Origin of the sequence: Cryobacterium sp. TMT2-14, assembly GCF_004402465.1 — a bacterium.
Taxonomy (GTDB): domain Bacteria; phylum Actinomycetota; class Actinomycetes; order Actinomycetales; family Microbacteriaceae; genus Cryobacterium; species Cryobacterium sandaracinum.
This window is the reverse complement of sequence record NZ_SOFV01000043.1, coordinates 25,361-50,285: the sequence shown is the minus strand read 5'-3', so window position 1 is coordinate 50,285 and position 24,925 is coordinate 25,361. Positions and strand designations below refer to the sequence as shown.

24 protein-coding genes and 1 pseudogene are annotated in these 24,925 nt (G+C 61.9%); 10 read left to right on the top strand and 15 right to left on the bottom strand.

The window, feature by feature from the left end; genetic code table 11:
• Window positions 1-5: 5 nt before the first annotated feature.
• Window positions 6-1,313, bottom strand: coding sequence for an NAD(P)/FAD-dependent oxidoreductase (locus E3O28_RS15200; RefSeq protein ID WP_241973157.1), 1,308 nt, complete (start codon window positions 1,311-1,313; stop codon window positions 6-8).
• On the bottom strand, window positions 1,310-2,551 hold the full coding sequence (locus E3O28_RS15195; protein WP_134341938.1) for an NAD(P)/FAD-dependent oxidoreductase: 1,242 nt from the start codon (window positions 2,549-2,551) through the stop codon (window positions 1,310-1,312). The genes E3O28_RS15200 and E3O28_RS15195 overlap by 4 nt, the downstream gene beginning before the upstream one ends.
• Window positions 2,552-2,705: 154 nt before the next feature.
• Here E3O28_RS15195 and E3O28_RS15190 point away from each other — a divergent pair, with 154 nt between their 5' ends.
• Complete coding sequence (locus tag E3O28_RS15190; protein ID WP_134341939.1) at window positions 2,706-3,698, top strand: Lrp/AsnC family transcriptional regulator; 993 nt, start codon at window positions 2,706-2,708, stop codon at window positions 3,696-3,698.
• Window positions 3,699-4,475: 777 nt separating this feature from the next.
• Here E3O28_RS15190 and E3O28_RS15185 read toward each other — a convergent pair.
• Both E3O28_RS15185 and E3O28_RS15180 read right to left on the bottom strand, forming a co-directional pair.
• Window positions 4,476-4,919, bottom strand: a complete 444-nt coding sequence (locus tag E3O28_RS15185; RefSeq protein WP_134416662.1) for a hypothetical protein — start codon at window positions 4,917-4,919, stop codon at window positions 4,476-4,478.
• 265 nt (window positions 4,920-5,184) lie between these two features.
• A complete protein-coding gene (locus E3O28_RS15180; RefSeq protein WP_255570273.1) occupies window positions 5,185-5,835 on the bottom strand; it encodes a dienelactone hydrolase family protein in 651 nt (216 codons plus the stop codon).
• A gap of 326 nt (window positions 5,836-6,161) precedes the next feature.
• Here E3O28_RS15180 and E3O28_RS15175 point away from each other — a divergent pair, with 326 nt between their 5' ends.
• Window positions 6,162-6,695 (top strand): DUF488 domain-containing protein, encoded by a 534-nt coding sequence (locus E3O28_RS15175; RefSeq protein ID WP_134416658.1) that lies wholly within the window; start codon window positions 6,162-6,164, stop codon window positions 6,693-6,695.
• Window positions 6,692-6,991 (top strand): DUF2945 domain-containing protein, encoded by a 300-nt coding sequence (locus E3O28_RS15170; protein WP_347232396.1) that lies wholly within the window; start codon window positions 6,692-6,694, stop codon window positions 6,989-6,991. The genes E3O28_RS15175 and E3O28_RS15170 overlap by 4 nt, the downstream gene beginning before the upstream one ends.
• 40 nt (window positions 6,992-7,031) lie before the next feature.
• On the opposite strand, the gene E3O28_RS15165 is transcribed toward E3O28_RS15170, so the two are convergent.
• Window positions 7,032-7,673, bottom strand: coding sequence for a DNA-3-methyladenine glycosylase (locus E3O28_RS15165; RefSeq protein WP_104101678.1), 642 nt, complete (start codon window positions 7,671-7,673; stop codon window positions 7,032-7,034).
• Between the two features lie 200 nt (window positions 7,674-7,873).
• Here E3O28_RS15165 and E3O28_RS15160 point away from each other — a divergent pair, with 200 nt between their 5' ends.
• The 3 genes from E3O28_RS15160 (at window position 7,874) to E3O28_RS15150 (ending at window position 9,352) form a co-directional block, all read left to right on the top strand.
• Window positions 7,874-8,074, top strand: coding sequence for a hypothetical protein (locus E3O28_RS15160; protein ID WP_134401125.1), 201 nt, complete (start codon window positions 7,874-7,876; stop codon window positions 8,072-8,074).
• 328 nt (window positions 8,075-8,402) lie between these two features.
• Entirely contained in the window at window positions 8,403-8,819 is a 417-nt protein-coding gene (locus tag E3O28_RS15155; RefSeq protein ID WP_134401126.1) for a hypothetical protein, read from the top strand.
• Window positions 8,820-8,896: 77 nt separating this feature from the next.
• The gene (locus E3O28_RS15150) at window positions 8,897-9,352 is read left to right on the top strand and encodes an SRPBCC family protein (protein WP_104101671.1); all 456 of its coding nucleotides are present in this window, start codon (window positions 8,897-8,899) and stop codon (window positions 9,350-9,352) included.
• Between the two features lie 323 nt (window positions 9,353-9,675).
• Here E3O28_RS15150 and E3O28_RS15145 read toward each other — a convergent pair whose 3' ends face one another.
• From E3O28_RS15145 to E3O28_RS15125, 5 genes are all read right to left on the bottom strand, one after another.
• Window positions 9,676-11,028: a M1 family metallopeptidase gene (locus tag E3O28_RS15145; RefSeq protein WP_233191446.1), complete on the bottom strand. Its 1,353-nt coding sequence runs from the start codon at window positions 11,026-11,028 to the stop codon at window positions 9,676-9,678.
• Window positions 11,029-11,653: 625 nt separating this feature from the next.
• Window positions 11,654-12,322: a GAP family protein gene (locus E3O28_RS15140; RefSeq protein WP_104101668.1), complete on the bottom strand. Its 669-nt coding sequence runs from the start codon at window positions 12,320-12,322 to the stop codon at window positions 11,654-11,656.
• Window positions 12,319-12,852, bottom strand: a complete 534-nt coding sequence (locus tag E3O28_RS15135; RefSeq protein WP_104101666.1) for a TetR/AcrR family transcriptional regulator — start codon at window positions 12,850-12,852, stop codon at window positions 12,319-12,321. Before E3O28_RS15135 ends, E3O28_RS15140 begins: the two co-directional genes overlap by 4 nt.
• Window positions 12,853-13,062: 210 nt before the next feature.
• Window positions 13,063-13,671, bottom strand: a complete 609-nt coding sequence (locus E3O28_RS15130) for a hypothetical protein (RefSeq protein ID WP_134373423.1) — start codon at window positions 13,669-13,671, stop codon at window positions 13,063-13,065.
• A complete protein-coding gene (locus tag E3O28_RS15125; protein ID WP_104101734.1) occupies window positions 13,658-14,224 on the bottom strand; it encodes a sigma-70 family RNA polymerase sigma factor in 567 nt (188 codons plus the stop codon). The genes E3O28_RS15130 and E3O28_RS15125 overlap by 14 nt, the downstream gene beginning before the upstream one ends.
• 228 nt (window positions 14,225-14,452) lie before the next feature.
• On the opposite strand from E3O28_RS15125, the gene E3O28_RS15120 reads away from it, so the two are divergent.
• A complete protein-coding gene (locus E3O28_RS15120; RefSeq protein WP_134416656.1) occupies window positions 14,453-14,911 on the top strand; it encodes a carbonic anhydrase family protein in 459 nt (152 codons plus the stop codon).
• 42 nt (window positions 14,912-14,953) lie between these two features.
• Complete coding sequence (locus E3O28_RS15115) at window positions 14,954-15,214, top strand: carbonic anhydrase family protein (protein WP_134416654.1); 261 nt, start codon at window positions 14,954-14,956, stop codon at window positions 15,212-15,214.
• A 323-nt stretch (window positions 15,215-15,537) separates the two neighbouring features.
• Here the strand turns inward: E3O28_RS15115 and E3O28_RS15110 are convergent, their stop codons facing one another.
• Window positions 15,538-16,914, bottom strand: coding sequence for a serine hydrolase (locus tag E3O28_RS15110; RefSeq protein ID WP_134416652.1), 1,377 nt, complete (start codon window positions 16,912-16,914; stop codon window positions 15,538-15,540).
• 412 nt (window positions 16,915-17,326) lie between these two features.
• On the opposite strand from E3O28_RS15110, the gene E3O28_RS15105 reads away from it, so the two are divergent.
• Together E3O28_RS15105 and E3O28_RS15100 are read left to right on the top strand one after the other, a co-directional pair.
• Entirely contained in the window at window positions 17,327-19,294 is a 1,968-nt protein-coding gene (locus tag E3O28_RS15105; RefSeq protein WP_134416650.1) for a tandem-95 repeat protein, read from the top strand.
• A 179-nt stretch (window positions 19,295-19,473) separates the two neighbouring features.
• Window positions 19,474-20,400, top strand: a complete 927-nt coding sequence (locus E3O28_RS15100) for an aldo/keto reductase (protein WP_104171202.1) — start codon at window positions 19,474-19,476, stop codon at window positions 20,398-20,400.
• Window positions 20,401-20,757: 357 nt separating this feature from the next.
• On the opposite strand, the gene E3O28_RS15095 is transcribed toward E3O28_RS15100, so the two are convergent.
• From E3O28_RS15095 to E3O28_RS15080, 4 genes and pseudogenes are all read right to left on the bottom strand, one after another.
• A complete protein-coding gene (locus tag E3O28_RS15095; protein WP_134416648.1) occupies window positions 20,758-21,339 on the bottom strand; it encodes an IS30 family transposase in 582 nt (193 codons plus the stop codon).
• A gap of 278 nt (window positions 21,340-21,617) precedes the next feature.
• Window positions 21,618-22,271: a DUF2249 domain-containing protein gene (locus tag E3O28_RS17355; protein ID WP_194087722.1), complete on the bottom strand. Its 654-nt coding sequence runs from the start codon at window positions 22,269-22,271 to the stop codon at window positions 21,618-21,620.
• A 200-nt stretch (window positions 22,272-22,471) separates the two neighbouring features.
• A pseudogene (gltD, locus tag E3O28_RS17100) lies at window positions 22,472-22,665 on the bottom strand (glutamate synthase); the annotation flags it as partial.
• Window positions 22,666-22,737: 72 nt separating this feature from the next.
• Window positions 22,738-24,726: an aconitate hydratase gene (locus E3O28_RS15080; RefSeq protein ID WP_134341953.1), complete on the bottom strand. Its 1,989-nt coding sequence runs from the start codon at window positions 24,724-24,726 to the stop codon at window positions 22,738-22,740.
• Window positions 24,727-24,925 lie beyond the last annotated feature (199 nt).

Sequence of the window (24,925 nt, the reverse complement as noted above, 5' to 3'; positions counted from 1 at the left end):
TGGCTTCATTTCGCGAGCAACGTCGAAACGAGGCGGGCCTCTCTAAGCCCGCTCTCTATGGCGCCGTCGATGAACCCGCCCCAGAGATCGGCGGTGTCGCATCCAGCGAAGTGGAGCACGCCATCCGCCAGCTGCAATTTTGAAAGGTCACGAGTGAGCTGTCCTGGCCGGTGGGTCATCCACGTATTCTTCGACAAGGGATCCTTCATCCAGTCATGCGCAGCAACGTCGATCACTTCAAGGTCATCACGCCACACTCCCACGGCCGCCTGGACCTGTTCGATGCTGTTCACGTCAATGGCTGTGTGATCCGGCCCGAAGCCAACCAGAATCGAATGGTCTTCCTCGATGAACTCGCTCTTGAGCACCGAGATCGGGTGGTGCTGAGACGCGTAAGCGAAGAACCGTGGCAGACGACCGCGCACCTTTATCCACACCTTGATTCCCTGTGATGCCACGCGCTCGCGGTTGGCGCGCCTCCAAACTTCGGGGAGTGGGGGCGTGATGGTGATCGTATCGACGGCATTGATGGGCAGGGTCATAATCACTCGCTGCGCCCGCAGCTGTCGACCGTCGGAGAGAGTGACGGTGGCCCCGTGCGCATTGTGCTTGATGGCCGTGACTGTCGAGCTGAGTTGGATGTCGCCGCCGATGTCCGCGGCGATTGCTGCCGTGAAGGACGACATGCCTCCCGCTACTCGATAGGTCGACGAGGCCTCGTGCATGAGAGGCCAGTGGCCGCCGGCCGCGCTCGCCCAGCGTAGAGCGCTGGCGAGACCGACCTCGTGCAGTGGTGCGTTCACGTGTCCGACCCACACAGATTCGTTCGCGTAGCGGGCCTCATCGTCCAGGAGTATTTCGTCTAGGCGCTGCTGTAGTGACTGGTCATCCCGTTCGGTGATTCCGCCGACTGTTGGATCTACCGCTCGCGGAATGGCAGTGAGCGCATCCTCAACTACCTGACGTTGCCCTTCATGGATGAGAGCCATGAAGTCTTCGAGTGTGCCTTTTCTTGGTGCGCCTCCTGCACCGAGCCAGTAGGCATCTTCGGCGATCGGGCTGCGATCGATTTTCCGACCATACCGAGTCATTTCCGCCCACACGTGGGGTTGTACCCAGTGCACCCAGGTGCCGCCCAGTTCCAGGTCGTGCCCTAAAGCATGCTCGGTCCACGTGCGACCGCCAACTCGGTCGCGAGCCTCGAGCACGATCACTCTGTGACCACTGTTCCCGAGTTCTCGTGCGGCCACGAGTCCGGCGAATCCGGCGCCGATGACGATCACGTCTGCTGCATCCACCAGGCCGGCCTTCACAGATCTTGAGTTTCATTTGCGACGGCCAAGATCGCTCTGGCTGCTCGAAAACCGGACACGACCGCCCCGTTCAGGGACTGTTGGAGGCCGGTGTGCTCGCCAGCAATTGCAACGAGCCCTGCCGCGCTGTCAAATGCGGTCGTGTCCTCTGGCCTCCATTCGAGGGACGGCGCTGAGTAGGACCCTAGTGTCCACTCGTCGTTTGTCCAGTCGGTCAGCAGCACATCCCCGTCGATGTCCAGTTCAGGGCGCATTTTTTTCAGTTCGGCAACCCAGCGTTGGGGCCCGTTCGCCGTATCGAGTGACTTCAGTGTGCGGGATCCGCCAGCGAAGCACGAGAGCGCCGGCACACGATTTTCCCCATCGACCGACATGGAGCGCCACGACCACCACGCATGATCAGCGCTCTGGAGTGCTGTGTCGTCATCGACAGCAGACAGAGGAACGCCGAGCTTTGCTGCCGTGCCCATCGAACGGTGGTCAAGCGCAGCTCGCTGGGTAGCAGGGAGCGTGAACCCGAGGTTGAGCGTGCGCAGGATTGGGAGCGGCACTGCGAGCACTGCAGCGTCCCCATCGACTGTGCTGCCGTCGCGGAGGTTCACCTGAATACCCGAACTCGACTGGTCTATCGCGGTTATGGGGGACTCCAGCCTTATGGCCGGGCCAAGCGAGCGGGCGAGTTCACTGGCGAGCGACTGGTTGCCCCTGAGGAATCGGCCGCCGTCCTCTATGTAACCTCCATCGGCCGAGGACTCATGCATCAGGGCAGCTTCTGCGCTGATTAGTTCAGGATCACCGGCAAGCGATGTTGCTATTCGCCGATACGCCGGGTGGCCGTGAAAACCTGAGCCAATCGTCTCCTTGAATACGGTGTCTACCGAGATCTTGGTCACGCCATCTGCGAGCATCCGCTCTAGCGTGCGGATGAGACGACCACTTACTGCATTCAGCTCGCTGAGGCTCAAGTGTGAACCGTTGACGGTTCGCCGTGCGTACCGCACATTGTGAGTGAGAATCGGAACCTCAACCTCCGCTGACAAACGACGAATAGCAGATTCTGTGGGAAAGATGTACTCCCCACCGCGCTCAGTGACCTGACCGTTGCCGAGTGTCTCTGACCACGTGCGCCCACCGACCCTGTTGCGAGCCTCAAGAACAACAGGGTCATGACCGAGTTGTCTCAGCTTCCATGCGGCCGTCAGGCCCGCGAGGCCTGCGCCAACAATAATGACCTTCACGGTTCCCCCTCAGAGTCCGCACGGGGCGCGGTTGTTGACCTGAGCGACGACCAGCCCCATTGTTGATGCTATTCAGGCCTTAATTCCAGATATTATGGACAAAGACTATCCAGAATCGGAGAATATTTATACAGTTTCCCAACAATCAGGGTGAATGCGCACGGATTTGTATTTTCGTGGTGCAGGAGTCCCTGGACCTGATCTTGAGACGAGGCGAAAAGTGCCGGGCAGCTTAGGGTTCTCAATTGAAGAGGATCGCGTCATTGACTACCTTCGTCGTGATGGGCGTGCGTCTTACTCATCCATTGCAGAGGCGCTCGAGCTCACCAGGAATCGTGTTTCTGAAATCGTGAAATCAGTGGTCGACAGCGGTCAGCTGCGATTCACGGCGAGCGTCAATCCGCGCATGTTTGGCTTTCAAGTCGAGGGTCACCTTCACATTGTTCTCCGTGGTGACGCAAGTGCTCTTTACGAAGAAATGGTCGGGTCATCACTGACGACTTACGTCTCTACAACGACCGGCGATGCGGGGCTGTGCGTTCAGGTGCGATGTCGCTTCGAGACAGAACTGGTCGAGTTACTTGCTGCGATCAGAGAACACGTCGAGGTGCTTTCGATCCAGGTGCACCGTTATGAAAGCATCGTCCATAATATTTACGCACCCACGTTGCAGGCAGAGGATGAGTCCTATCTCGACGAGCTTGATATGCGCCTGATAGAAACGCTCGAACGAGATGGTCGCGCTCCCGTGCGGGTGCTTGCCGAGGCGCTCGGTCTGCCTGAAAGCTCCGCACGTCACCGGATGACGAGGCTCATCGATGGCGAAATAATCCGTGTGGTCGCAGTGCCGAAGCGGGATTTTGGCCGCGCACACACGATCGCACTCGGTCTGGGCGTGCGACACCAGGGAGCGAGCGGCACTTGTGTAGAAGTCCTGAGCAGACTGGGTGCAGAGTTCATTGCCACGACGACGGGTGATTTCGGCATCATCGCCACAGCAGTTTTCAATACTCTGCGGGAGGCGAACGACTTCGTGGAGACGCTTCGACGCGAGCCACGGGTCGTAGGGCTTTCAACGTGGGTCCACTTGCAGATCCAGAAAGAGGATTACAGCGTCGCTGAGTATCGAGACACCCGGCAACGGTGACCGCTGCCGGGCATGCCAGCCGGTACGGACGGCAGCTTTTCCGAGGCTGGCCAGGTTGTTGCTTCTAATCTGGGCATCATTCGATTCGCCATAGTCCGTGGTTCATTAGTGTCGAAGCCGCCTGAAAACGTGGTCTGGGCCGACCGGATCGGCTTATGGCTTCCTGCACAACCGGCTGAACACGCAAACCGTGGAAATCCGCGGGTACTCTGCAGCAGTTCCGGGTGGGCGATACCGTCGAGACGACTATCAGTCGTCCTTGGTTCGAGTGGATGCAGTTGCCCATCGCTTACCCATCAAAATCATTCTTGGCCGACCGTAATCGACCGGGTGCAGTTAGTTATAGTGAACCGCCCGGTTCCCTGTGAAAACACGGGAATCCGCGAGTTTTCCAAGACATTTGGCGAAATCGAAGTTAAGGCCTGAACCTTAAAGGGGTCGCAGGTTCAAATCCTGTCAGCCCGACCAAAGGGCCGTTCGCGAAACTCTTCACGAAATGGTCCGGTCGAAACAAAAAGAAATCGCTCCTGAGGCCTCTCGGGAGCGATTTCTGGTTGAAGGGGTTCTCGCGTCCGATTTCGGTCGCGATGCTTGAGTTGTGGTCGTGCCATCGGCTGTCCTGCAGCTTTTTAAGCGTTTGCGCGCGCGCCGGATTGTCTCGAATGCTAAGTGTTTTTGCCATCTGAGCGGTATCTGGTCCTGAGCGGGACTGTTAGGTCCGTAGCGGTGGTCCGCCGGTTTCGTCCGATGCGAGGTGTTTGACCTTGTCGGGCCGCATCACGCCGGCCGGGTAGGTGTCGGTGTAGGGGTTGTGCCATTCGCGGTCGCGGCGGCGAATCGGGCGGACGACGGGTTCTCCGTGAACGTGTTTTTTGCGTTGTCCCTAATTTTGTCGCTGATGAAAGCGGCGATTTTGCGGAGGTTGAAGTTCGTCAGCAGGATGGCGACGATAATTTGCGCGGCGCCGAATCCGCGCACTCGGCGGCGCCTGGCGGACTCGATGTCCTCAGGCCCGTTGCTTTTGATCTGGTCGTTCAGGGACTCGATGGAGTTGCGAGCATGGTCGTGGAATTCATCCCATTCCTTCGTGCCGTATTCGAACGCCTCCGCGTTGCGCCGGTTGTTGGCAATGTCAAAGGACACGGAATGCTGGCTGCAGATCTTGTCCGCGAAGTCGGGCAGATCTTCTACGTCGACCGCGGGGCGGATCTTGTCCGTCACGGTCTTGAGCAGTTCTCATAAGGGGCAGGTCACGGTCGGGCTGGCGGCCAGTGCGGGGCAGCGCAGCACGACGCGGCCAGTTGCATCGGGCTTCTCCTTGACGTGGAGTTATAACGCGGTGCGGCTCTTGATGCGCTCCCGGTTTGTTGCTGTATCGATGATGGGCCATTCCGTCCTCATTGGGCCACGTGCATGGCGTATGGCGCTAGGTGTGATGCGCCGGGTGACCGACGAGCGACACCGTTTACGGAACTGGCTGGCTGGTTTAGCGTAAATGGGTTTTTAGGAAGAGGGATGTTCGCTCGAATGCGTCTGTCGCCTCGTCTGCGGCGTGGCGTGGAAGGTCCGGGTCCAGGGCGAAGCCGTGACGGACTTTAGGGTAAACAACCACCGCGGATTGCGTGGTGTTGTGGGTGAGGATTTCGCGCACCTGTTGGAGGTCACGGGCCGGGGTGCTGGCGTCTGTGCCGGCATATATTCCCAACCAGGGAGCCTTGAGCACGCGTACGGCATCGATTCCGCTGAGGATGCCAGGCCAGCGTGGCGAAGCCAGGCCGGCACCGTAGAAGGTGACTGCGGCATCGATGTGCAGTGTTGCTGCCGCCCACAATGCGAGGGTGCCTCCCAGGGAGAATCCTATTACCGCTACTTTCTGTGCTCCTTGGGCACGGACCCAGGACAAGGCGCTCTCGATGTCAAATGTGAGCCCTTCCCTCGTGAGGGTGTCGTGGTGACGGCGGGCTTGTGTGAATTTCCCATTGGTGACGACGGGGTCTGCGATGCGGTGGTAGAGGTGCGGCGCGGCGGTGATATAGCCGCAGCCGGCTAGGCGGACGACGAGAGCGGTGACCGGTGCGGAGAGGCCCCAGACCTCGTGGAGCACAATGACTCCAGCCCGGGCTACGCCCACCGGCATTGACACTGTCAGTGGGACACCACCAGCCCCTGCAGTTTTATTCGCATGCGAATGGTCGGAACGGGCCGGGATAGATTGCATGCTTTCTTCCGTTCGTTCAGGACTTCCAGTGACAGCGGCTTCACCGGAGGTATCCTCGCCTTGCCCGCGTGAACCGGCGGACTGGAACGAAGAAGCTTCGTCACTGATCAGGTTACCGACGGCTTCAGGACGGCAACAGAGCGATGCCACCATACGAGGCTGCGCCCTTTATCGCGGAGCCGAGTGTCGGGCGCATAAATCTGACATTTCTGATGCGGGCTTCAGCATTGCGGTTCAATGGGAACATGGCCGGAATCTGTGTGTACACGATCGGGCATTCCACTCATCCCGTTGATGAGTTCGTTGGAATGTTGAAAGCAAATGGTGTCGAACGACTCATCGACGTTCGCACCGTTCCCGGGTCTCGTCACAACCCACAATTTGGGGAACACGAACTCGACACAAGCATGCCGGAGGCAGGTATTGACTATCAGCGACTTCCCGAGCTAGGCGGGTTACGGCACACTCCGGCGGCAGAAGCATCTATCAACGGAGCGTGGCGTAACAGAAGCTTTCGCAACTATGCCGACTACATGCAAACGCCCGAGTTCGTTGCCGGCGTTGACGAGTTGGTGGCGCTGACGAAGAAGCAGACGGTGGCGATCATGTGTGCCGAGGCCGTGCCCTGGCGTTGTCACCGATCACTGATCGGAGACGCGTTGCTGGCTCGCGGTCTGCAGGTTGCCGACATCATGAGCCTGACCTCGACCAAGCCCCACACCCTCACCAGCTTCGCGAAAGTCGACGGTAACCGCCTCTGGTATCCACCGGAAGAGTGAAACCCGAGGGTGCCAATTCGAAGCAAGATGGTGCAGCGAATACGCTCGAAAGATCCAGCAAGATTATGGCAGTGGAAGGCATACCAATGACAAAAAAATACTCAGTCGGCGATCACGTGCGCTGGAACTCCGAGGCCGGCCATGTGCACGGCACCATCGCGAAAATTCATACGATAGACGAGGAATACAAGGGGCACACTCACCGCTGCAGTCCCGATGATCCGCAGTACGAGATCACGAGTGACACGACCGACCACGTGGCGATGCACAAGGGCGAGGCCCTGACGAAAATCTAGCCATTCGTGACCACCAATGCATACAAACGGCGAGCCACGGTTACGGGCGGCCTGGTTTGTAGGTTGAGACGGATGCCGCATCAGCTAACCAGTATCGCCAGGGGAAATTCGTCGCATTGCCGCCGGGTCCGCTGACGCCAACGCGTGGTCCGGTTCGGTGGGGTAACACCAGGCCATCGTCCGGAACGAAAAACTTCCACTGTCCGCCAAAAAGATCGTCACCGTCGTTTGCCAGGGTTGCCCCGAAGGTTTGGGCAACGCAGCCTGGGCCCCGCGCCAAACTGCTACTGGGAAGAGGAACTTTTCGTGGTTTGCTTTCTCGACGGCTGCGGGCAATGGCGGCACCTCCCATCACGTCTCCCGCCCTGATGAGACAACCGTATGGCTGTCCTGGTTGTCCGGCGACGAGGTTCAGCGAGTGGTGCATTCCATAGGTGAAGTAGCAGTAGAGGTGCCCGGCGGGACCAAACATTGTCTTGTTCCGATTCGTCTGGCCCCGATAGGCGTGTGCGCCGGGGTCGCGTTCACCCGCGTACGCCTCGACCTCGGTAATTCGAATGGTCACAATGCCGTCGTCATCGGTGCGTTGAAGGATGCAGCCGAGAATTTCGGGTGCGACATTGAGCACCTCGCGGGCAAAGAACTCTCGGTTCGCTAGATGAAATCCGTTCGGCAAAGTCACTTGGTTATCGTATGCATTCCTGGCGAGCAACGCGCGAACGAGCGTTCAGAGCATCTCAGAAGTTGATCTGGTCTCAACGTCACGCGAAATAATTTTTTGAATGAGCAGCGCAAGAGATGCAGCGGCATGAGACGGTGACGTCGGTTCGTCGTCGTCTCCAACCTCCGCGATTCCTCCAGATCACCGAGATCTCTGTTGCTGTGGCGATTGCCTGGACACCGTTCCCTTTCCTCCCTGGAAACGCTCAGGAATTGCGGTACTACGCGCCGCTGGGCGCACTTCTGAGCATGCACCCAACCCTCATGCGTTCGCTCCGCAGCGCTTTACAAACCCTCGCTGGGCTGGCCTTCGGAATCGCCCTCGCCGGGGCCGTGCTCATCCTGAGCGAGCCCAGCGTTTAGACGATCTGGCTGGTCATCGGCCTCAGCCCCCTTATCGGAGGCATGCGATGGCTTACTGTGGGCGGAGGTCGAGCGGTTGAGCAGTTTTTGAGGCACCCTCGCCACGCACCTCAGCGATATCGGCGTGGCCTTGGTTGGGAGTTGGCCTCCCGAGCGTGAACTCCGGGCGACCAGGGGCAGCGCACTCACGGACGCGGCACGAGACGTCAGGTCGGCTGTGCAACGCGCCGATGAGAGTCGTAAGGGTAACCCTCGCGCTCGTTTCAACCGCAGAAATCTTGTTGTTGACTAGGAGTACCTCGCGGCCCTGGAGAACGTCACCTTTCACGTGCGCAACCTGACCGAGGTTTTTGCGGGCATGATCTGGGGTAAACCGATTCCCCTTGAGCTGCCGCCCGAACTGCCTCCGGTTCTCAGCGATGCCCTGCACGCAGTCGCAGAAACCTTGCGTGCCCCGGACGATGGCCCGCGTGATAGCGCGCCCCTTGATGCCGCCGTAGCGGCAGTCGAGGCGATTCTGCACGGCATGCAAGAGTTGGGTGCCGGGGCGACGTCGCTTAGCCCCACGGCCGCGATCGTCATCGATCTGAAGTGCATTTTGGTCGCCCTTCGCCCTGGGACCGAAAGAGATTCTGAAGAGTCTCCCTCGCCCGTCGTTCAGCCCGTCCCATCGCCTGTTCACGCTGCTGAGGTTCCGCGCACAGGAACCTTCTCGTTCCCGCGAGTTTTTCCTTACCCGGGTTGACCTTGGATTAGCCTTCGGTACTGTGAATGGGATTGCAGAAACTATTTCATCCGTCGAATTCGCATTAGGAGGTCATCATGCCCAACGCCATCGAGACTGTCGACGTCAACGTTCCCGTTACCGTCGCGTATAACCAGTGGACAAAATTCGAGGAGTTTCCAAAGTTTCTCAGTTTTGTTGAATCCGTCACGCAGGTGACCGACACTCTCACCGAGTGGAAGGTTAAAGTCGGTGGCGTGGAGCGCGAGTTTGAGGCTCGGATAACTGAGCAGCACCCTGACGAGCGTGTTGCCTGGAACAGCACCGGCGGCCAGGTTGACCACGCGGGAGTTGTCACGTTCCATAAGTTGGCCGCGAACGAGACACGGGTGACGGTACAGCTTGATTGGGAGGCGACAGGGCTGCTTGAGAAGGCTGGGGCCGCTCTCGGTATCGACGATCACGCCATTAAAAAAGACCTCAGGAACTTTAAGGAGTTCATCGAGGCGAAGGGAACCTCCGACGGCGGATGGCGCGGAGATGTGAAGGCCTGACGCTGCCGGAAGACCAACCTCGGCAAGCGCTACTGGATAGAGTCGTCGGTCAACCGGATCAGTGAAGGCAAATATAAAGAAATCGCACCTGAGGCTTCTCAGGAACGATTTCTGGTTTGAGTGGATCTTGCGGTTTCGTGTGGCTGCGAGTTCTTCTTCAGCGCCGTAGCTCCGGCTGTTTTTCTGTGTTCACCTGTGTCGGATGGTCTCGAACGCTGTGTGTTTCACTTTGTCCGGGCGCATGAAGTCAGTCGGGCTCGATTGCTCGGGGCACATCGAGCCGTGAACCTTCGGGTTCTCCTTGCCAGGGACTGCGCTGGTGGCTAGGGCATTGCCGGGCGGTCGCCTTCGCGCAACCAGTCGTCGAAGAAAGTCTGGAGTTGCTGGCCTGAGCTCTCTTCCATTACGGCTTCGAAGTCCGCAGTGGTCGCATTCGAGTCGTCGTACTCAGTCAGCCACAAGCGGGCGCCGGCGAAGAACGCGTCGTCACCGATCTTCGCGCGCAATGCGTACAGGGTAGCCGCGCCTCGCAGATAGACCGGATTCGCAAAGAGGCTGTCGCGACCCGGGTCTGCGATGTTGAGTGCCCAGCCGTCGTTTGCGTCCAGGTATGCCACCGTGTCGGCGAACTGATTGGAAATTGATGCGGTGCCCTGATGTTCTGCCCAGAGCCACTCGATATAGGTCGCCCAGCCTTCGTTCAGCCAGATGTCCTTCCAATCAGCCGGGGTCACAGAGTTGCCGAACCACTGGTGCCCCAGTTCGTGCACCACTGTGTTTTCGTCCGCGACCTCGGAGTACACCGGGCGGGTCTGAGTCTCTAGGGCGTAGTCGACCGAGTCGTCGTCGACAATGGCGCCGAACGACTCGAACGGGTATCGCCCGAATTGGGCCTCCAGAAAGGTGATCATCTGGGGCTGCAGCGCGAGTGCCGCCGCTGTTTCTGCAAGAGGCGCGCCCGTCACTCCATCGTCGATCGCATTGATGATCGGCAGACCGTCCGGACTCACGTCGCGGGACAAGGCGTAGTCGCCTACGCTCGCCGTCGACAGGTAGCTGGACATCGGGTCGGATGCCCGCCACGTCCATGTTGTCCAGCCGGCCTTTGTCTTGGGCGCCCCGGCGGGCAGCCCGTTTGCCACAGCTGTCTTACCGGCCGGCACCGTGATGCGGAACCTGTAAGTTGCCTTGTCTTCCGGGTCGTCGTTCACGGGGTACCAGGTCGCCGCTCCATCGGGCTCGTTGACTACCATCGCGCCATCAGCAGTGGTGACCCACCCGTAAAGGGCCCCGGTGGTGTCTAGTGGCCGCCCGGTGATCCCGCCATATTCAATGACAATGGTCGTCGTCTGTCCTGCTTCGAGCTTCGGCCGCAGCTCAACGGTGAGTTCCCAGTATCGGTTTGCATTGTCCTGCTTCTGTGACCACTCGGCGCTGTCTTTGCCTTGCGCTTTCCCGTGTGCCGCCGCCTTGCCGTCCACCCGGACCGACGAAACGTCGAGGCCGCGTAAGTCGAAGTTAAGCGACTGCAGATCCTGCTTCGCGCGGAGTGTGATGGTCGCGACGCCGCTGAGGCGGCCTGTGAGGACCGTGGGTTCCGTCGGCGGCGTGTAGCGAAGGGCAAGGTCGTAGTGCTGGACGTCGTACCCGCCGTTGCCGGCGTTGGGGAAGTACACGTCACCGCTTCCGGCCGCGCCGGCCGTAGAGCGCGCCCCGTCCTTCCCAAGGGAGACCTGCGCCGTCTCACTGAATGCGCCAGACGCGACCGTTGTCGGCACGATTGCGACCGCTGGAGCTAACCTCGCCCTGGCGTCGGACGCGTTGGGGGTTACTGCTGTTCCGGTTCCGCAGGCGGCCAAAGCGAACACGGATAACCCCGCGAGTGCGACGGTTGTGAGCCTTCTCAATGAATCCAAGGGACATCCCCTTTGTTGGCAGTGAGGTCGAATATGGACTGGCTGGACTGGAGAAAAGCGTGAAGACGACGGTTAAATTCAGGGAATCCACAATTTAGTGCCCATCTCCGGCAACATCAACCGCGCTCATGGAATTGGCGCAGCAAGCACAGTGCACCCGGCGTCGTTGCTCCCGCGAGTGGATGTCCGTGGGACTGTGACGCGGGCTCTTCGCGTTGGTTGCCTACGTCGGTGAGTATGCGACTTGAGTCGGCGGCCACTTCCATGCGGTTACGGCAATGGCGATGAGAAGTACCACTTCGATGAAGCTACCGAGGAGGTAGTGGACCCATGCGTCGCGAATGGCCAGACAGGATGAAGACCCAGAAAGAAGGGGCGGACGATGTTAGCTGAGAGCCCAGAGAGGCAGAGTCCCGACGAAGAGACCAAGGGTCATGAGCGCGATCGCCGCCGGATGTGACGCTGGGACGTCTCCGGTTCCGAGTCTGTTGGTGATGCGGGCCAGGAGCGCATGGGTTCGTTGGCGAGAGAGCAGGCCGATGACTAGGAGCGTTAGGCAGGGTAGGCAGTAGATGACCGTATACCCGGCCAGCACCAGGAGCGCTTCACCTGTGCTGGCTTGCGCGTCGAGGAGCCTTTCGATAGCGATGAAGTAGGGGAACGCGTTGGGCAGATCGGCGGCCGTGAGTAGTGCGCCAAAAGGGAATGCAGTCCACGGGGTAAACCACGTGGGCAGTTCGATGGGTTTGCGGGGTCGGGTTCGGAAGCGTCGAACGCCAGCGATAACCACCGCGGCTCCCGCTGCCCCGAAGGCGACATAGCGCAGCGCGAGCACAATGCCGCCGACGGCGCCTGCGGCTGCGCTAGCGCCGAGAAACAGTGCTGCACCCGCCACGAACACGGTTGTGGCCGCGCCGAGAATGGTCACCAGTGCCGTTAGTCCGGGCCGACTGGGTGCAACAAGCAGGATGAGTGTGACGGCGACGATGGTCGCAGGATTGAAGGCGTCGAGGGCCGCTAGGCCGGCAATCGCGCCCAGTAGCGCTCCACTCATTGTCTTGACGCACCACCGGGTCGAGGGATCAGGGCGTCGAGGAGTGCGTCGAGTTGTGCGGGGGTGGGGGCAGGCTCGATGCCGGCGATCACGTTGGCTGCGAGTCCGTCACCGACGAGGCGGATCACCCGCGCGCGTGTGACGTCGCCCGTTTCCTTCTGAATCATGGCCTCCCACCGAGAGCCGGCTTCCTGCGCGGCGGTAGCGACGTCATCACCCGGCGACTCGACCGCCCGGTGCGCGACCGCTAAAGCTCGGAACAGAGCCACGTCATCACCCGTCGGCACGGAAAGCCTGAGCCAGGCTTCCGCCGCCCGGCCCTCCATCGACGCCGCAAGCATCGCTACGTCGAGCTCCTCCAACGCCCCGATGGCCAAGCCCTGAACAAGAGCCGCGCGCGAAGGAAAATGATGGATCAGTCCGCCCTTCGACACCCCCGCAGCACTCGCGGTGCTGTTCAAGGACGGCACAACACCGCGCTCGAGAGTGAGGTTTCGGGCTGCGCTGAGAATAAGTGACCGACGATCCATGGGACCATCCTAGATGCGAACCGACCGGTCGGTCGGACATCGTTGTTGATCGGCCAGGAGATTATCCCGGCGCAGCAGTGAGTTACTGTCGCATCCGGCAAACTCGTTTTCTTCCGGGGCACGACACAACGGTCTCACTGACCGCCGCGGGGTCCGAAACCAGATGTGACGATTCCGGCACCGGTCCCGTCATCCGCTCGCGGGCGTGGATCAGCCAGGGAACGCTGCGTCGTAGACCGCGCGAAGCTCAGCGCTGTCGGCCCCGGTGACGCCGCAGCCGGTGATCGTTCCATCGACTGCGCCGACGAGGTAGCTCTGGCCGACCACGAAGGGCACGCCCGAGAAGTCGGAGGTCATCGCGTCGACCTGCGTTACCTCCACGCGGTCGGCGACGTCGCCAGCGAAGCGCTCCCTGACCTCCAGCAGAACGGTGTCGCCCTGGATCTGCAGCACCGTCGCGGCGAACGCCTGCTCCTGCGCCGCGACGGTCGCCGGCTCGAGCCTGAGGCAGCTGCCGCTCGCGAGGCCTCCGTCCATGGGAGGCTGCAACGCCTCGACGGTGGGCTCCGGGCCGACGACGACGAGGGGCACGACGATTGCGGCGGCGATGGCGAGGCCGGAGGCGATGCCGACCACCGGCATCCACCGCCGCAAGGCGCGTCGCGGCGCCGTGGGGGTGACGGTCGTGGTGATAGGGGATTGGTCGGTCATGATCTGCTCCATTCTGTGGTCGAGCCATGTCGGCGAGGCAGGGGGCAGCGTGCGGGCCGGATCGGCGGCACGCAGCTGATCGCGCAGCGCACGGTCATCGTCGTGCATCTTCGCTCCCTTCGTCGTACGGTACATGTCCGGTCGGGTCGCCGGATTTCAGTAGCTCCTGCTTGAGGCGAGCCTTCGCACGGTGTAGGCGGATCGCCGCTGCGTTCGCGCTGATGCCGAGCACGACGGCAATCTGCGGGCTTTTCAGCTCGTCCCATGCCCACAGCCGCAGGATCTCCGCGTCGTTTCGACGCAGGCCGGCGAGGGCGGTGGTCACGCGGGCCGTCTTGGCGGCGCCATCGACGGTGGATGCTGCGGGGTTCTCGTCCGCAGCGGCCGGCGGCGGGTCGATGGCAATGATGCGGCCGATGAGACGGATGCGCCGGCGCTCGGCGCGTTGAGCGTTGCTGAGGCACTGTCGAGCGACGACGATCGCCCAGGGAAGTGCGTCGTCGGGCACCTCGTCGAGGCGGCGCCAGCACACCAGCAGAGTGTCGCCGATCACGTCGTCGGCCGTCGCGGCGTCGGTGCGTCGGTGCAGATAGCGGCGCACAGGGTCGACGACGAGCACGGCGAGGTTATGCATTCGCTTCTCGCGATCGGTGTCGGTCACAACTCTCATACTGAGGGATGTCCGGCAGGGGCGTGGGGATTTCAGGCGAGGTGCTTTCGCACTGCAGGAGATCGGCGGTGACCGTAGACCGGGTGCAGCGAGAGGATAATTCGGGAAAGCAGCTCTGTCACAAGAGTGGTCACGCCACATGTTCGGTGTGGCGTTTTTCTATGCCGTTTTCCAGGAGTTCCCAGGTCCGCACGACCTTGGCTCATCACCTCAGCTCTCATGGTGGCCGCGATCACCCTTGTCGGCTGCGCCCAGCCCACGCCGGAGTCGAGCAAGCCACCGGTGGCGGAGCCGGCGCGATGGTCTTGCGACGGCGCGAGCGGACCGGCATCGTGGGCGGAGGTGGACCCCGGCTTCGCGGCCTGCGGCGCGGGCACCGCCCAGTCCTCGATCGACCTGCCCGCGACCATGCCCGCACCGAGCTCGGTCATCCAGCTGAGCGCGGAGGACGCGGAGGCCGATGTGTTCGACACCGGGCACGCGGTGGAGTTCGAGGCCGACGGCGAGGGCGAGACCCTGACTTTCGCCGGCGACGAGTACAGTCTGCAGCAGATGCACGCCCACGTGCCGTCGGAGCACACCGTGAACGACCAGCCGGCGGCGGCCGAGCTGCACCTGGTGCACGCGGATGCGGCTGGCAATCCACTGGTGCTGGGCATCCTCGTGGCCGAGGGGTAAACATCCGGCGTCCTGGCGCCGTTCATCGACAGGGCCACGCATATGGCTGACGACGAGGACGTGACAATGGATATCGCGGCCGTGCTGCCGCGGACGCTGGACAACTACGAGTACTCGGGCAGTCTGACCACACCGCCGTGCACCGAGGATGTGCAGTGGGTCGTGACGAGCACGCCGATCTCGATGTTGGCGGAGCAGATCGGCACACTTGAAGGCGCACACAGTCACAATGCACGGCCGGCGCAGCCGCTGGGGGACCGGGATGTGGTTGGCGGATCCGTGAAGCTCGGGATCGAGGGGTAGCGGCCGGGTCGTTCCGGGCCAGCGCGCCGGGGCTTCCGGGCCCGGAACCCATAAGTGGCGATTGTGGGCAGGCTGAAGTTGGCCAGCGGCAAGGCTTCGCTGGAAGGCCTCGCATCTGCCGCCAAAGTCCGATGGAACTCGACACTGCTAGGTTTGCGGCATGGACGAAATTTCAGTCCGCGACGAAATCGTCTATGTCTGTGATCCAGTCCTTCGCGCCTATCTGCGCGGATTCATACGGAACGCCGTGTAGTTGGCCGTGTCTCCTCACGATCGCCATCATGCAGGCACGTTCAGGCACGGAACCACGGGGATCTGCACAGCTACCGGCTGACCAGGCGAGTAGGGGGCGGATCCCCGAACGCCACGCTCTGCTCGATGTCGAGGGTCAACGCGTCATCCCGAAACTCGAGCGTGTACGTGCGCGAGAACGGCGTGCCCACGTTGTGCGCCCGCACGACCAGAGTGCTGGGGGAGACCCACGCGCCGCTCGCCAGTACCCGGGCATCGGCGGATGCCACCCATTCGCCGTGGCCGAAGGCTAGCCGCCGGCCCACGCCGCCACGGATGATCGTGAGCAGTCCCGGCTCGAAAGTTACCGCGGTCACGTCCGCATCGTCGAAGTCGAAGCGGACGCCCGCCACCCGCGCCGCCGTCTGTGACGTGGGTTCGCCCACGACGGTCGGCAGGGTGAGGCCCGCCAGCTTTCCGGCAAGACCACTCGGTATCTCTGCGAGCGGCTGGTCGGTGAAAGCGGGCAGCAGGTGTTCCCAGACGAGATCGAGCGCGCGCTGCGCGGTCGGGAGCGCCGCAGTCAGCACGACCACGGCATCCGTTTCTGGAAGCACGAGGCAGACCTGACCGAACGCTCCGTCAGCGCGGTAACCGGTCGGCCGGTTCCGCCAGAACTGGTAGCCGTAGCCCTGACGGCCGTCGACGTCGTGCTCGGTGCCCGACGTGTCCACCTGCACCCGGGTGGCCTCGTCGATCCACTCCGCCGGCACGAGTCGCGTGCCGTTCCATTCGCCGCGTTGCAGCAGCAGCTGGCCGAAGGTCGCGAGCTGCTCGGTCGTGAGGGAGAGCCCCCAGCCGCCGGCGTCGATGCCGCGCGGGCAGGACTCCCACGTGGCGCCGATGATGCCGAGCGGGTCGAACAGCCGCGGGGTGAGGTAGTCGAACAGACGCTCTCCGGTGAGCCGCTGCAGGATCGCCGAGAGCAGGTAGCTCGCGCCGCTGTTGTAGACGTAGTGGGTGCCCGGCGCGAACTCGAGGGGCTGGGCCAGGATGGTGCGCGCCCAGTTGTCACCGTGCGAGTCGTCGGCGAGGGACACCGTATCGGTCGGATGCCCCGTGGTCATGGTGAGCAGATGGCGCACAGTCAGCGCGGCCAGGTGCGGGTGGATCTGCTTGGGCAGGTCGTCTGGTAGCAGGTCGACGACGAGGTCGTCGAATGTGAGCCGGCCCTCGCCGATGGCGAGCCCGACGGCGGTCGAGGTGAAGCTCTTGCTCACCGAGAACATGAGGTGCGGATGCTGCGCCGCGAAGGGATACCACCAGCCCTCCGCAATGACGCAACCGTGTCGAACGACCATGAGGCTGTGCAGGCTCTCGAGCTGCGCCTCCGCCGCGGCGATGAAATCGAGAATGGCGGCGGAGGAGATTCCCTCGGCCTCGGGGGTGCTGCGGGGGAGCGGGGTCATGGTTCAATTGTGCCGGGTCGAACGGATTCGGGTACTCGGGCTCGGACGGCTTGCTGAAGTTGCGCATCCAATCGGCCCGGTCGAAAAAAGTCTTGAGATCGCTCGGAGGTTGGTTCAAGTTTGCCCCTGTTCACGCGCGTCGGATTATCTTAAATGCTAAGCGAATCGCCCCCTCGGGCAGTATGTGGCCCATACCGAGACCGTCGGGCCCGTAGCGGTGTTCCACCGGTCTCGTCGGATGCGATGTGTTTGGCTCAATCCGGCTTCCGCACAGTCCCTAACTGGGGTATGTACAGTCCGGACCCTTATTGACAGGATCTTCAAGATCTCGCCACCGACACCTAGCGGCGGCATGGTCTTGCTCGGAGGAACTTGCACCCTCGAGAAACCCGACTAGCAAAAGGCCCCTGTCTTGATTCCTGTCAAATTTCGCGTTGGTGCGATCACGGCCCTGAGCGCCATTATTCTCGCTGTGTGCGTTTCACCCGCTTCTGCCGCTACTAATTCGCTAACGATCACCCCCACCGAGTGGAACGTCGTCGGGTTGGACAGCAACAGTGTTACGTCAGGGCCCAACCAGTTTTCGGTTGGTGCCAAGGTATGCAACGTAACCGGCACGGCGGTTAGCGGTGTTGACGTGGCATGGAATTGGACGACTGCCAATACCTACATCAATCTCGACAGCACTGCGACAAAAAGTGTTCCCGCTATCGCTGCCAATTCGTGCACGAAGCTATGGTGGACGGTCGAGATCACACGCGATGCGGCGGCCTACAACGCCAAACGTGGCTTCACGATTTCGGCTGCGGCCCCGGGAGTCACCACCGTGAGCACCCCGACGACACGCGAGATTTACGTTGAGAAGCTCGTCTCTCAAAACCGCAACGCAGTGACCTCCGTGACAGGACCGACAAATGTTGTTGTCGGTCAGACAGTCAGCTACTCACTGACGGGAAAGACTGCCACACAGGGTTACGAGCAGCTGTCCGCTGGGCCCTCACTTGACGGCACCATTTTTGAAATTCTGTCCGTGACTGGCACCTATACGCAGCCAGAAACAGGGGCTGGCGGTCCGCCGACCGCCGGTTTCTACGCCAACGCGTGCACATGGGACCCGGTTACGACAAGTGGGTCCTACAGGTCCTGTCTAGGGACGGGCAAGGCAGGCGGCAACTCGATCGTGGTCACGGTCACAGCCTTGGTAAAAGCTCCAGGTACCGGTCTTGTCAATGCAAACATCTACGACTATTCGGGCTCCTCGTACCACTACAACTCCGATCTCGGCACGTATACCAAGTCCGTCACCGCCACGAACCCGGTGGTTCAGTCTTCGCCGGTGGCTGTTGATGATGGGCCGTTTGCGGCGACTTCTGGGGTGGCCCGTACGGTTGATGTTCCGGCGAATGACACTGATGTTGATGGCGACCTGGATCTGACATCGGTCGTGGTCACGACACCGCCTGCCCACGGGACGACGTCGGTCAACGCGACCACGGGTGTTGTCACGTACACGCCGTCGGGTTCGTATGTCGGCTCGGACTCGTTCGAGTACCGCATTTGTGATGGTCGACCGGTGTGTGACACCGCCACGGTGACCCTCAACGTCACTGCAGTTCCGGTGGTTCAGTCTTCGCCGGTGGCTGTTGATGACAGCTCGCCGGCCGTCTCCGGTGTCACATTAGTGATTGATGTCGCGGACAACGATTCGGACGTCGACGCAAATCTCGATGTCACGACCGTGTCGGTGACTGTGGCGCCATCACACGGTGCCTTCTCGGTCGACCCTGTTTCTGGTGAGATCAGATACACCGCGGACTCGTTGTACACGGGGACCGATACGTTTACGTATGAGATCTGCGACACCACAGACCGTTGCGACACCGCAATCGTCACAGTCAGGGTTACGGCTCCTCCGGCAACCAGTACGCCACCAGTTGCTGCAGACAACGACGTGACCACGACTACCGGCAAACCAGTAGTCATCGATGTCCTCGACAATGACACTGACCGTGATGGTGATCTTGACCCGACTTCGGTCTCGATCGTTGCCGGACCCAGCCACGGCACCGTCGATGTTGACCCTGATGTCGGAGAGGTAACTTATTCGCCCGACTCCAGCTACACCGGCACCGACTCCTTCACCTACAAAGTTTGTGACGTTGACGGCAATTGCGACACCGCCACTGTCACAGTGAAGGTCGGCGTGGTAGGCGGCCCGCCAGTCGATGCTGGTCGATCTCTCGCAGCCACGGGCGCCGATCCTGGCCAACCGATAATTCTCGCGACTCTGCTCTTCCTGACGGGACTTCTTCTCGTCCGCAAACGCCGCCGGTCTTTCTCAGAAAACCTTCTTCGAGTAGATCGGTTCACCACCACCTAGGCGATGGCCCAAGGTGAGTGCTGTTTGTGAAGACAGATCCAACACGCTCTCGACCACTTTTGACGATTCCATGCGTCCGTTGACGGTGCAAAGTTCACTCGGTTTTCGGCTCCCTCTTCCCCCTTGGTTTTTCTTTGAGCGCGAGCTGGCAAAAATTCGAAGTAGGGCAGGATGGTCTGATGAAGATATACAACCCTCCGCGTACAAATCTGCAGGCATCCAATGTCATTCTCGGGATGATGAGGATCTCGGACATGGACGATGAGGAGATCCGCGCTCTCGTCGGCACCGCGCGGGATGCCGGCATCAACTTCTTTGATCACGCCGATATCTACGGTGGCGCGCACGGCTGCGAAAAGCGGTTCGGTGACGCGGTCACGTTCACGGACGCAGAGCGTGAGGCAGTCATCATACAGTCAAAGGTCGGCATCCGTCAGGGCTTTTTCGATTTCTCCAAGGAGCACATCCTCCGCTCGGTCGACGAGTCTCTCGCGGCGCTGAACATCGACTACCTGGATATCTTGCTGCTGCACCGTCCGGACACTCTGGTCGAGCCCGAGGATGTTGCTGCGGCGTTCGACGCGCTGCACGCCGCGGGAAAGGTGCGCAACTTCGGTGTCTCCAACCAGACGCCCGGGGTGATCGAACTGCTGAAGCGTTCGGTCAACCAGCCGCTGGCCTTCAACCAGGTGCAGCTGAGCATCACCCACGCACCGTTGATCGCGCAGGGAGTTGCTGCCAACATGGCAGGGCTGGACCAGTCGATTGACCGCGACAACGGGCTCCTCGAGTACAGCAGACTGAACGACATCACCCTGCAGGCCTGGTCGCCATTCCAGAGCGGCATCTTCGACGGCGTGTTCGTGGGCGACCGGGAGAATTACGGCCCGCTCAATGACGCCCTCGATGACATCGCCGCCGCCCACGGGGTCACGCCGACGGGGATCGCGGTCGCCTGGATCACCAGGCACCCGGCCAACATTCAGGTGGTCCTGGGGACGACCAAGCCCGCGCGAGTGGTGGAGTCTGCCGCAGGGTCCGAAATTCCGCTCAGCCGTGAGGAGTGGTACCGCCTCTTCACGACCGCTGGGCATGTCCTCCCATAAACAGGAGCGCTCCACATCGTCTTCCTGACCCCAGATGCAGGTAACCCCGGCGGCCAGCGACGCGATGAATTGCACGAGGGGTCGTGCAGCTTGTCGGCCGTGCCGCCGGGAATCACCCGCCTACGCTACGTCGACAATGATGACCCGAGAAGGGCGTGCCGTCGGCAAGGTGGACATCACGCCAATGAGGTCGTCGGCGAGTTCAGGTGGTGAGCGCAACACCCTGAGCTCTGTGGGGTGTTGTTGTTGGCTCGACCGTTGTCGCCTTTGAGCGTTCGTTTGTCGCTTTGGGAGGAGTTGGACGCGGGGCTGTCGGTGGCCGTCGCGACGCAGGCTGCGCCCCTCGACGACCTGGGATCAGGGAGCGGAGATATCCCGACACCAGGAAATCAGCATGGCGACCGGGATGTTCGTCTCGGTCTGAAACTGCAGACATTCAGCCATTTCCGAACCCTGGTCCCAGGTCAATGATTTTCGTAGGTGCGCCGGCGGCCCTGACATGGCCTGACCGACGCGTTCACGGACGGTGGCGGCGTCGCGTTTGCCGTTCAGGTGCACGAGCAGGAGCATGCCAGTGGTGCGTTCCACGAGGGTCGCAATGGCTGAACGGTTAAAGGTTCCGCAGACGAGGTCGCCTTCGCAATGGCCGGGAACCAGTCGGGTGTCGACCTCAACGGGGCGCTCGCCCAGCAGCGGACCGGAGAACCTCGAACGCCGTTTCGTCGTGTGACGGTGGGTCGGACGCCCGCGGCGCCCGGTTCGGAGGTGACGGGCCATTCCCCGGGACAGCCCGTTTGCGTGCGGCGAATACAGAGCCCGATAGATACTTTCGTGCACGACGTTCATCTCGGGCTGTCCCGGAAAATCGATCCGCAGCTGGTGACTGATCTGCCTGGGTCTCCACTGTTGAACGCGGGCAGCAGTTGCGCCTGTGGAGATTCCTTCAGCTAGTCGCCATTCACACGGTTTCCGGGGAGATCATCCGCAGGGATGGTCTCCCCATCGCGTTTACTCCACGGGAATTCGGTTCTCCTGACTGGAAATGCGGGTGGTTTGGTTGCTCCTCAGCGTGCCGCGTGCTGTTGACGATTCTGGCGGTCAAGGTGGGGAAATATTTGGAGTGGAACGGACTTACTTGGCGCGATGACGGCCGCCAAGAGATCGAACGCCTCCTGGCCACCAACAACTTCCTTGAATTCACCGGTCGGCTCTGTCGGTTAAGCGCGGCTGAAACGCACCCGCCAGAGCTCCGGGCCTCGTTCGATGTAGCTCACGTCGAAAGTGTTTGGCTGGCTCTGCTGAAGTTCCGCCAGCATCCGTTGGGGGTCGTGCGGTTCGATCACGTCCAGGGCGAACCCCGGCACAACGGCGTCGAGCGCGCCGAAGACGGCCGCGTGCCGGATGGCGTGCGGGATGGTGCGGGCGTCGAGCACGATGGTGTCCGCCCCCTCGGTCGTCCCGTCACGGCCCCCATCTGCCGTCGGCTTGCCGAGTGCAATCGGCGGAGGACGCCGCGCCGGAGCGATGAGCTTCGCCACGGTGAGCAGGATGACCGCGTCTTCGACAGCCTCCAGCGAGTTGCGGCCCGGCGGCATCGTGATCAGGTCCCCGCGCCATCCAGACCACGATGCGCCACCCGAGGTGAGAACGACCCGCCCCTCGAGGACCTGCACGGTTGCTTCAGCCAGGTTGTCGTGTTCTCCAAGGCGTCGCCCGGCACGGAGCGCGATCAGCGTTTGCCGGAGGACGTGCACGTGGCCGCCGTAAACGGTCTCCGCGCTGCGACCGCTGGATGCGTCCCGTGCGTGATTGAGATGGTGGCGCACGAGTGCGGTGAGCGACTTCTTTTGCATGTCGTTCTCAACTTCCATTTCCCTCATGCTCCGCTACCGCTGTGCGCGTGTCAACGGTGCTGTGATTGCCGCGCGTGGCTGGTCGGTGCCGCCCGTTCTCAGTTCGGAGCCGGCCACGCTGCCAGCGCGTGGAGTCTGCTGATTTTCGAGGATCTCATGCTTGTTGATCTCCGTTTTCCGCGCGGCCTAGGCGCATAGTGCCGCCGTTGGGTTGAAAGTCAATTAGATGGCGAAGGGGTGGTCCGTTGGCTTGGGGAGGGCAGCTGCGTCTCACCTGCAAGAAACGATCGACGGCTGCTGCGGCGCGACCTTCAGCGAAGGCCCAGACGATGAGCGACTGTCCCCGGCTGGCATCACCGGCGCCGGACACGCCCTCGTGGCTGGTCTGGTACTCACCGTCAGATGCGATATTGAGATCGGTCGGGCACTGGATGCGGTTACCGTCACAGAATGAAAATTTGCCGCAAAATGACACTTTGCGGGCCTATTTGGTTTCCTCAGGAACGGCGGCTCCGCGCGCGCTCCGGGTGCGCAGCCACGGGATGAGGCCACCGACGAGGAGCATCTCGATCTGCCGGGTCGAGAGTTCGTGGCGCACGGAGTAGATCTCATCACGGGTTGTGTTGCGCACGAGGATCTCCGTTCCGTTCGAGAGCGCCTCACGAATCCCGTCGAGCACGAGCACGTCATCCTGCGCGATGCGATCGTGATCGGCCGCATCCGCGAACTGGAGCGCCAGCGCGCCGAAGTTGGCCAGGTTCTGCCAGTGGATGCGTGCGAACGAGACCGCCAGCACCACCCTTAATCCTAGGAAGCGCGGGGTGATCGCGGCGTGCTCCCTCGAGGAGCCCTGCCCATAGTTGGCACCGGCGACGATCATGTGGCCGGTCGTATCTCGGGTTTGGGCAGCGCGAGTCGGGTAGGTCGGGTCGACTTGGTCGAAGGTGAATTCGGCGAGTTTGGGGACGTTGCTGCGGAAAGGGAGCACGCGCGCACCCGCCGGCAGGATCTCATCCGTCGAAATGTCATCGCCCACGATCAGGGCGACAGGTGCCTCGATGTGCTCGGAGAGCGGTCCGAAGACCGGCAACGAGGAGATGTTCTCGCCCTTGACCAGGTGCACCGCTATGGATTCCTCCGGCGGTAAGGGCTTCTCGAGCATCGCCAGGTTCACGCTCGACACCGCCGGAAGTGTGATCTGGGGATATTCCAAGCCGAAGAGCCCGGGCAGGTCCCGCGGATCGGTGATCTGTCCCGTCAGCGCGGCGGCGGCCCCCGTCTCCGGCGAACATAGGTAGACCGAGTCTTCCTGGGTGCCCGAGCGGCCGGGAAAGTTGCGCGGCATCGTGCGCAGGCTGATGCTGCCATTCGCTGGGGCCTGGCCCATGCCGATGCAACCCATACAGCCGGACTGATGCAGTCGAGCCCCCGCCCCGATCAGATCCAGGGTGGCCCCCATGATGGTCATGTCCTGCAGAATCTGCCGGGAGCTGGGATTCACGTCGAGGGACAGGCCGGGGAATGACTGCCGCCCCTTCGTGATCGCGGCCACGATCGCGAAATCGCGCAGGCCCGGATTCGCGGACGACCCGATCACGACCTGTCCCACCGGGCGCCCCGCCACTTCGCGCACCGGCACGACGTTGCCGGGCGAGCTGGGAAGCGCGATCAACGGCACGATAGAAGCCAAATCGATCTCCCCGGTCACGTCGTAGGTCGCATCCTCGTCCGCGAGCAGTTCGGTGAAATCCTGCTCGCGCTGTTCGGCGCGCAGGAAGGTTTGCACCTGAGCGTCGGCCGGGAAAACGGTGGTGGTCGCGCCCAGTTCGGCGCCCATATTGGCGATCACGTGCCGATCCATCGCGGTCAGGGTGGCGAGGCCGGGGCCGTAGTATTCGATGATCCGGTTGACGCCGCCCTTGACGCCGTGCCGGCGCAGCATTTCGAGGATGACGTCTTTGGCACTGGTCCACGGCGGCAGTTGTCCGGTGAGCTTCACGCCCCAGATTTCGGGCATCCTGATGTACAAGGGCTCGCCGGCTATGGCCAGGGCCACCTCGGTGCCGCCGACGCCGATGGCCAGCATCCCCAGCGAGCCGGCGGCCGGGGTGTGGCTGTCGGAGCCGACCATCGTCTTGCCGGGGATGCCGAACCGCTGCATATGCGTGGGGTGCGACACCCCGTTCCCGGCCTTCGAGAACCACAGGCCGAACCGTTGGCAGGCGGAGCGGAGAAAGTCGTGGTCCTCCGCGTTCTTGCTGTCGGCCTGCAACAGGTTGTGGTCGACGTACTGCACGGAAACCTCCGTGCGCGCGCGATCCAGTCCCAGCGCCTCCAACTCCAGCATGACCAGGGTCCCGGTCGCGTCCTGGGTGAGGGTCTGGTCGATGTGCAGGCCGATTTCGGTCCCCGGCACCATCTCCCCGGAGACCAGGTGCGACGCGATGAGTTTCTGGGCGACGTTGTATGCCACGGTGAGCTTCCTTACTCGATAGCGGTGCCCGCCGACATACGGCGGTAGCGAATTGGCCTCCGGGGTATTCCGCTCGTCCCCAAGGTAGGCCACTCGTGGCGCTGGGGCTAGCTTTTCCAGGGAGAATGGACGTCCTCTGTACTGGAAAGATGGACCGGGAAGACGGGGCTTTGGGAGGGGGTGGACGCGGGGCTGTCGG

What these genes read in the sequence shown, in the direction of transcription:
- E3O28_RS15190 (WP_134341939.1), top strand. Translation starts at nt 2,706, where the DNA reads ATGCGCACGGATTTGTATTTTCGTGGTGCAGGAGTCCCTGGACCTGAT.
- E3O28_RS15180 (WP_255570273.1), bottom strand. Translation starts at nt 5,835, where the DNA reads ATGCCGGTGGGCGTAGCCCGGGCTGGAGTCATTGTGCTCCACGAGGTC.
- E3O28_RS15175 (WP_134416658.1), top strand. Translation starts at nt 6,162, where the DNA reads ATGGCCGGAATCTGTGTGTACACGATCGGGCATTCCACTCATCCCGTT.
- E3O28_RS15150 (WP_104101671.1), top strand. Translation starts at nt 8,897, where the DNA reads ATGCCCAACGCCATCGAGACTGTCGACGTCAACGTTCCCGTTACCGTC.
- E3O28_RS15140 (WP_104101668.1), bottom strand. Translation starts at nt 12,322, where the DNA reads ATGAGTGGAGCGCTACTGGGCGCGATTGCCGGCCTAGCGGCCCTCGAC.
- E3O28_RS15135 (WP_104101666.1), bottom strand. Translation starts at nt 12,852, where the DNA reads ATGGATCGTCGGTCACTTATTCTCAGCGCAGCCCGAAACCTCACTCTC.
- E3O28_RS15130 (WP_134373423.1), bottom strand. Translation starts at nt 13,671, where the DNA reads ATGCACGACGATGACCGTGCGCTGCGCGATCAGCTGCGTGCCGCCGAT.
- E3O28_RS15120 (WP_134416656.1), top strand. Translation starts at nt 14,453, where the DNA reads ATGGTGGCCGCGATCACCCTTGTCGGCTGCGCCCAGCCCACGCCGGAG.
- E3O28_RS15115 (WP_134416654.1), top strand. Translation starts at nt 14,954, where the DNA reads ATGGCTGACGACGAGGACGTGACAATGGATATCGCGGCCGTGCTGCCG.
- E3O28_RS15110 (WP_134416652.1), bottom strand. Translation starts at nt 16,914, where the DNA reads ATGACCCCGCTCCCCCGCAGCACCCCCGAGGCCGAGGGAATCTCCTCC.
- E3O28_RS15100 (WP_104171202.1), top strand. Translation starts at nt 19,474, where the DNA reads ATGAAGATATACAACCCTCCGCGTACAAATCTGCAGGCATCCAATGTC.
- E3O28_RS17355 (WP_194087722.1), bottom strand. Translation starts at nt 22,271, where the DNA reads ATGGAAGTTGAGAACGACATGCAAAAGAAGTCGCTCACCGCACTCGTG.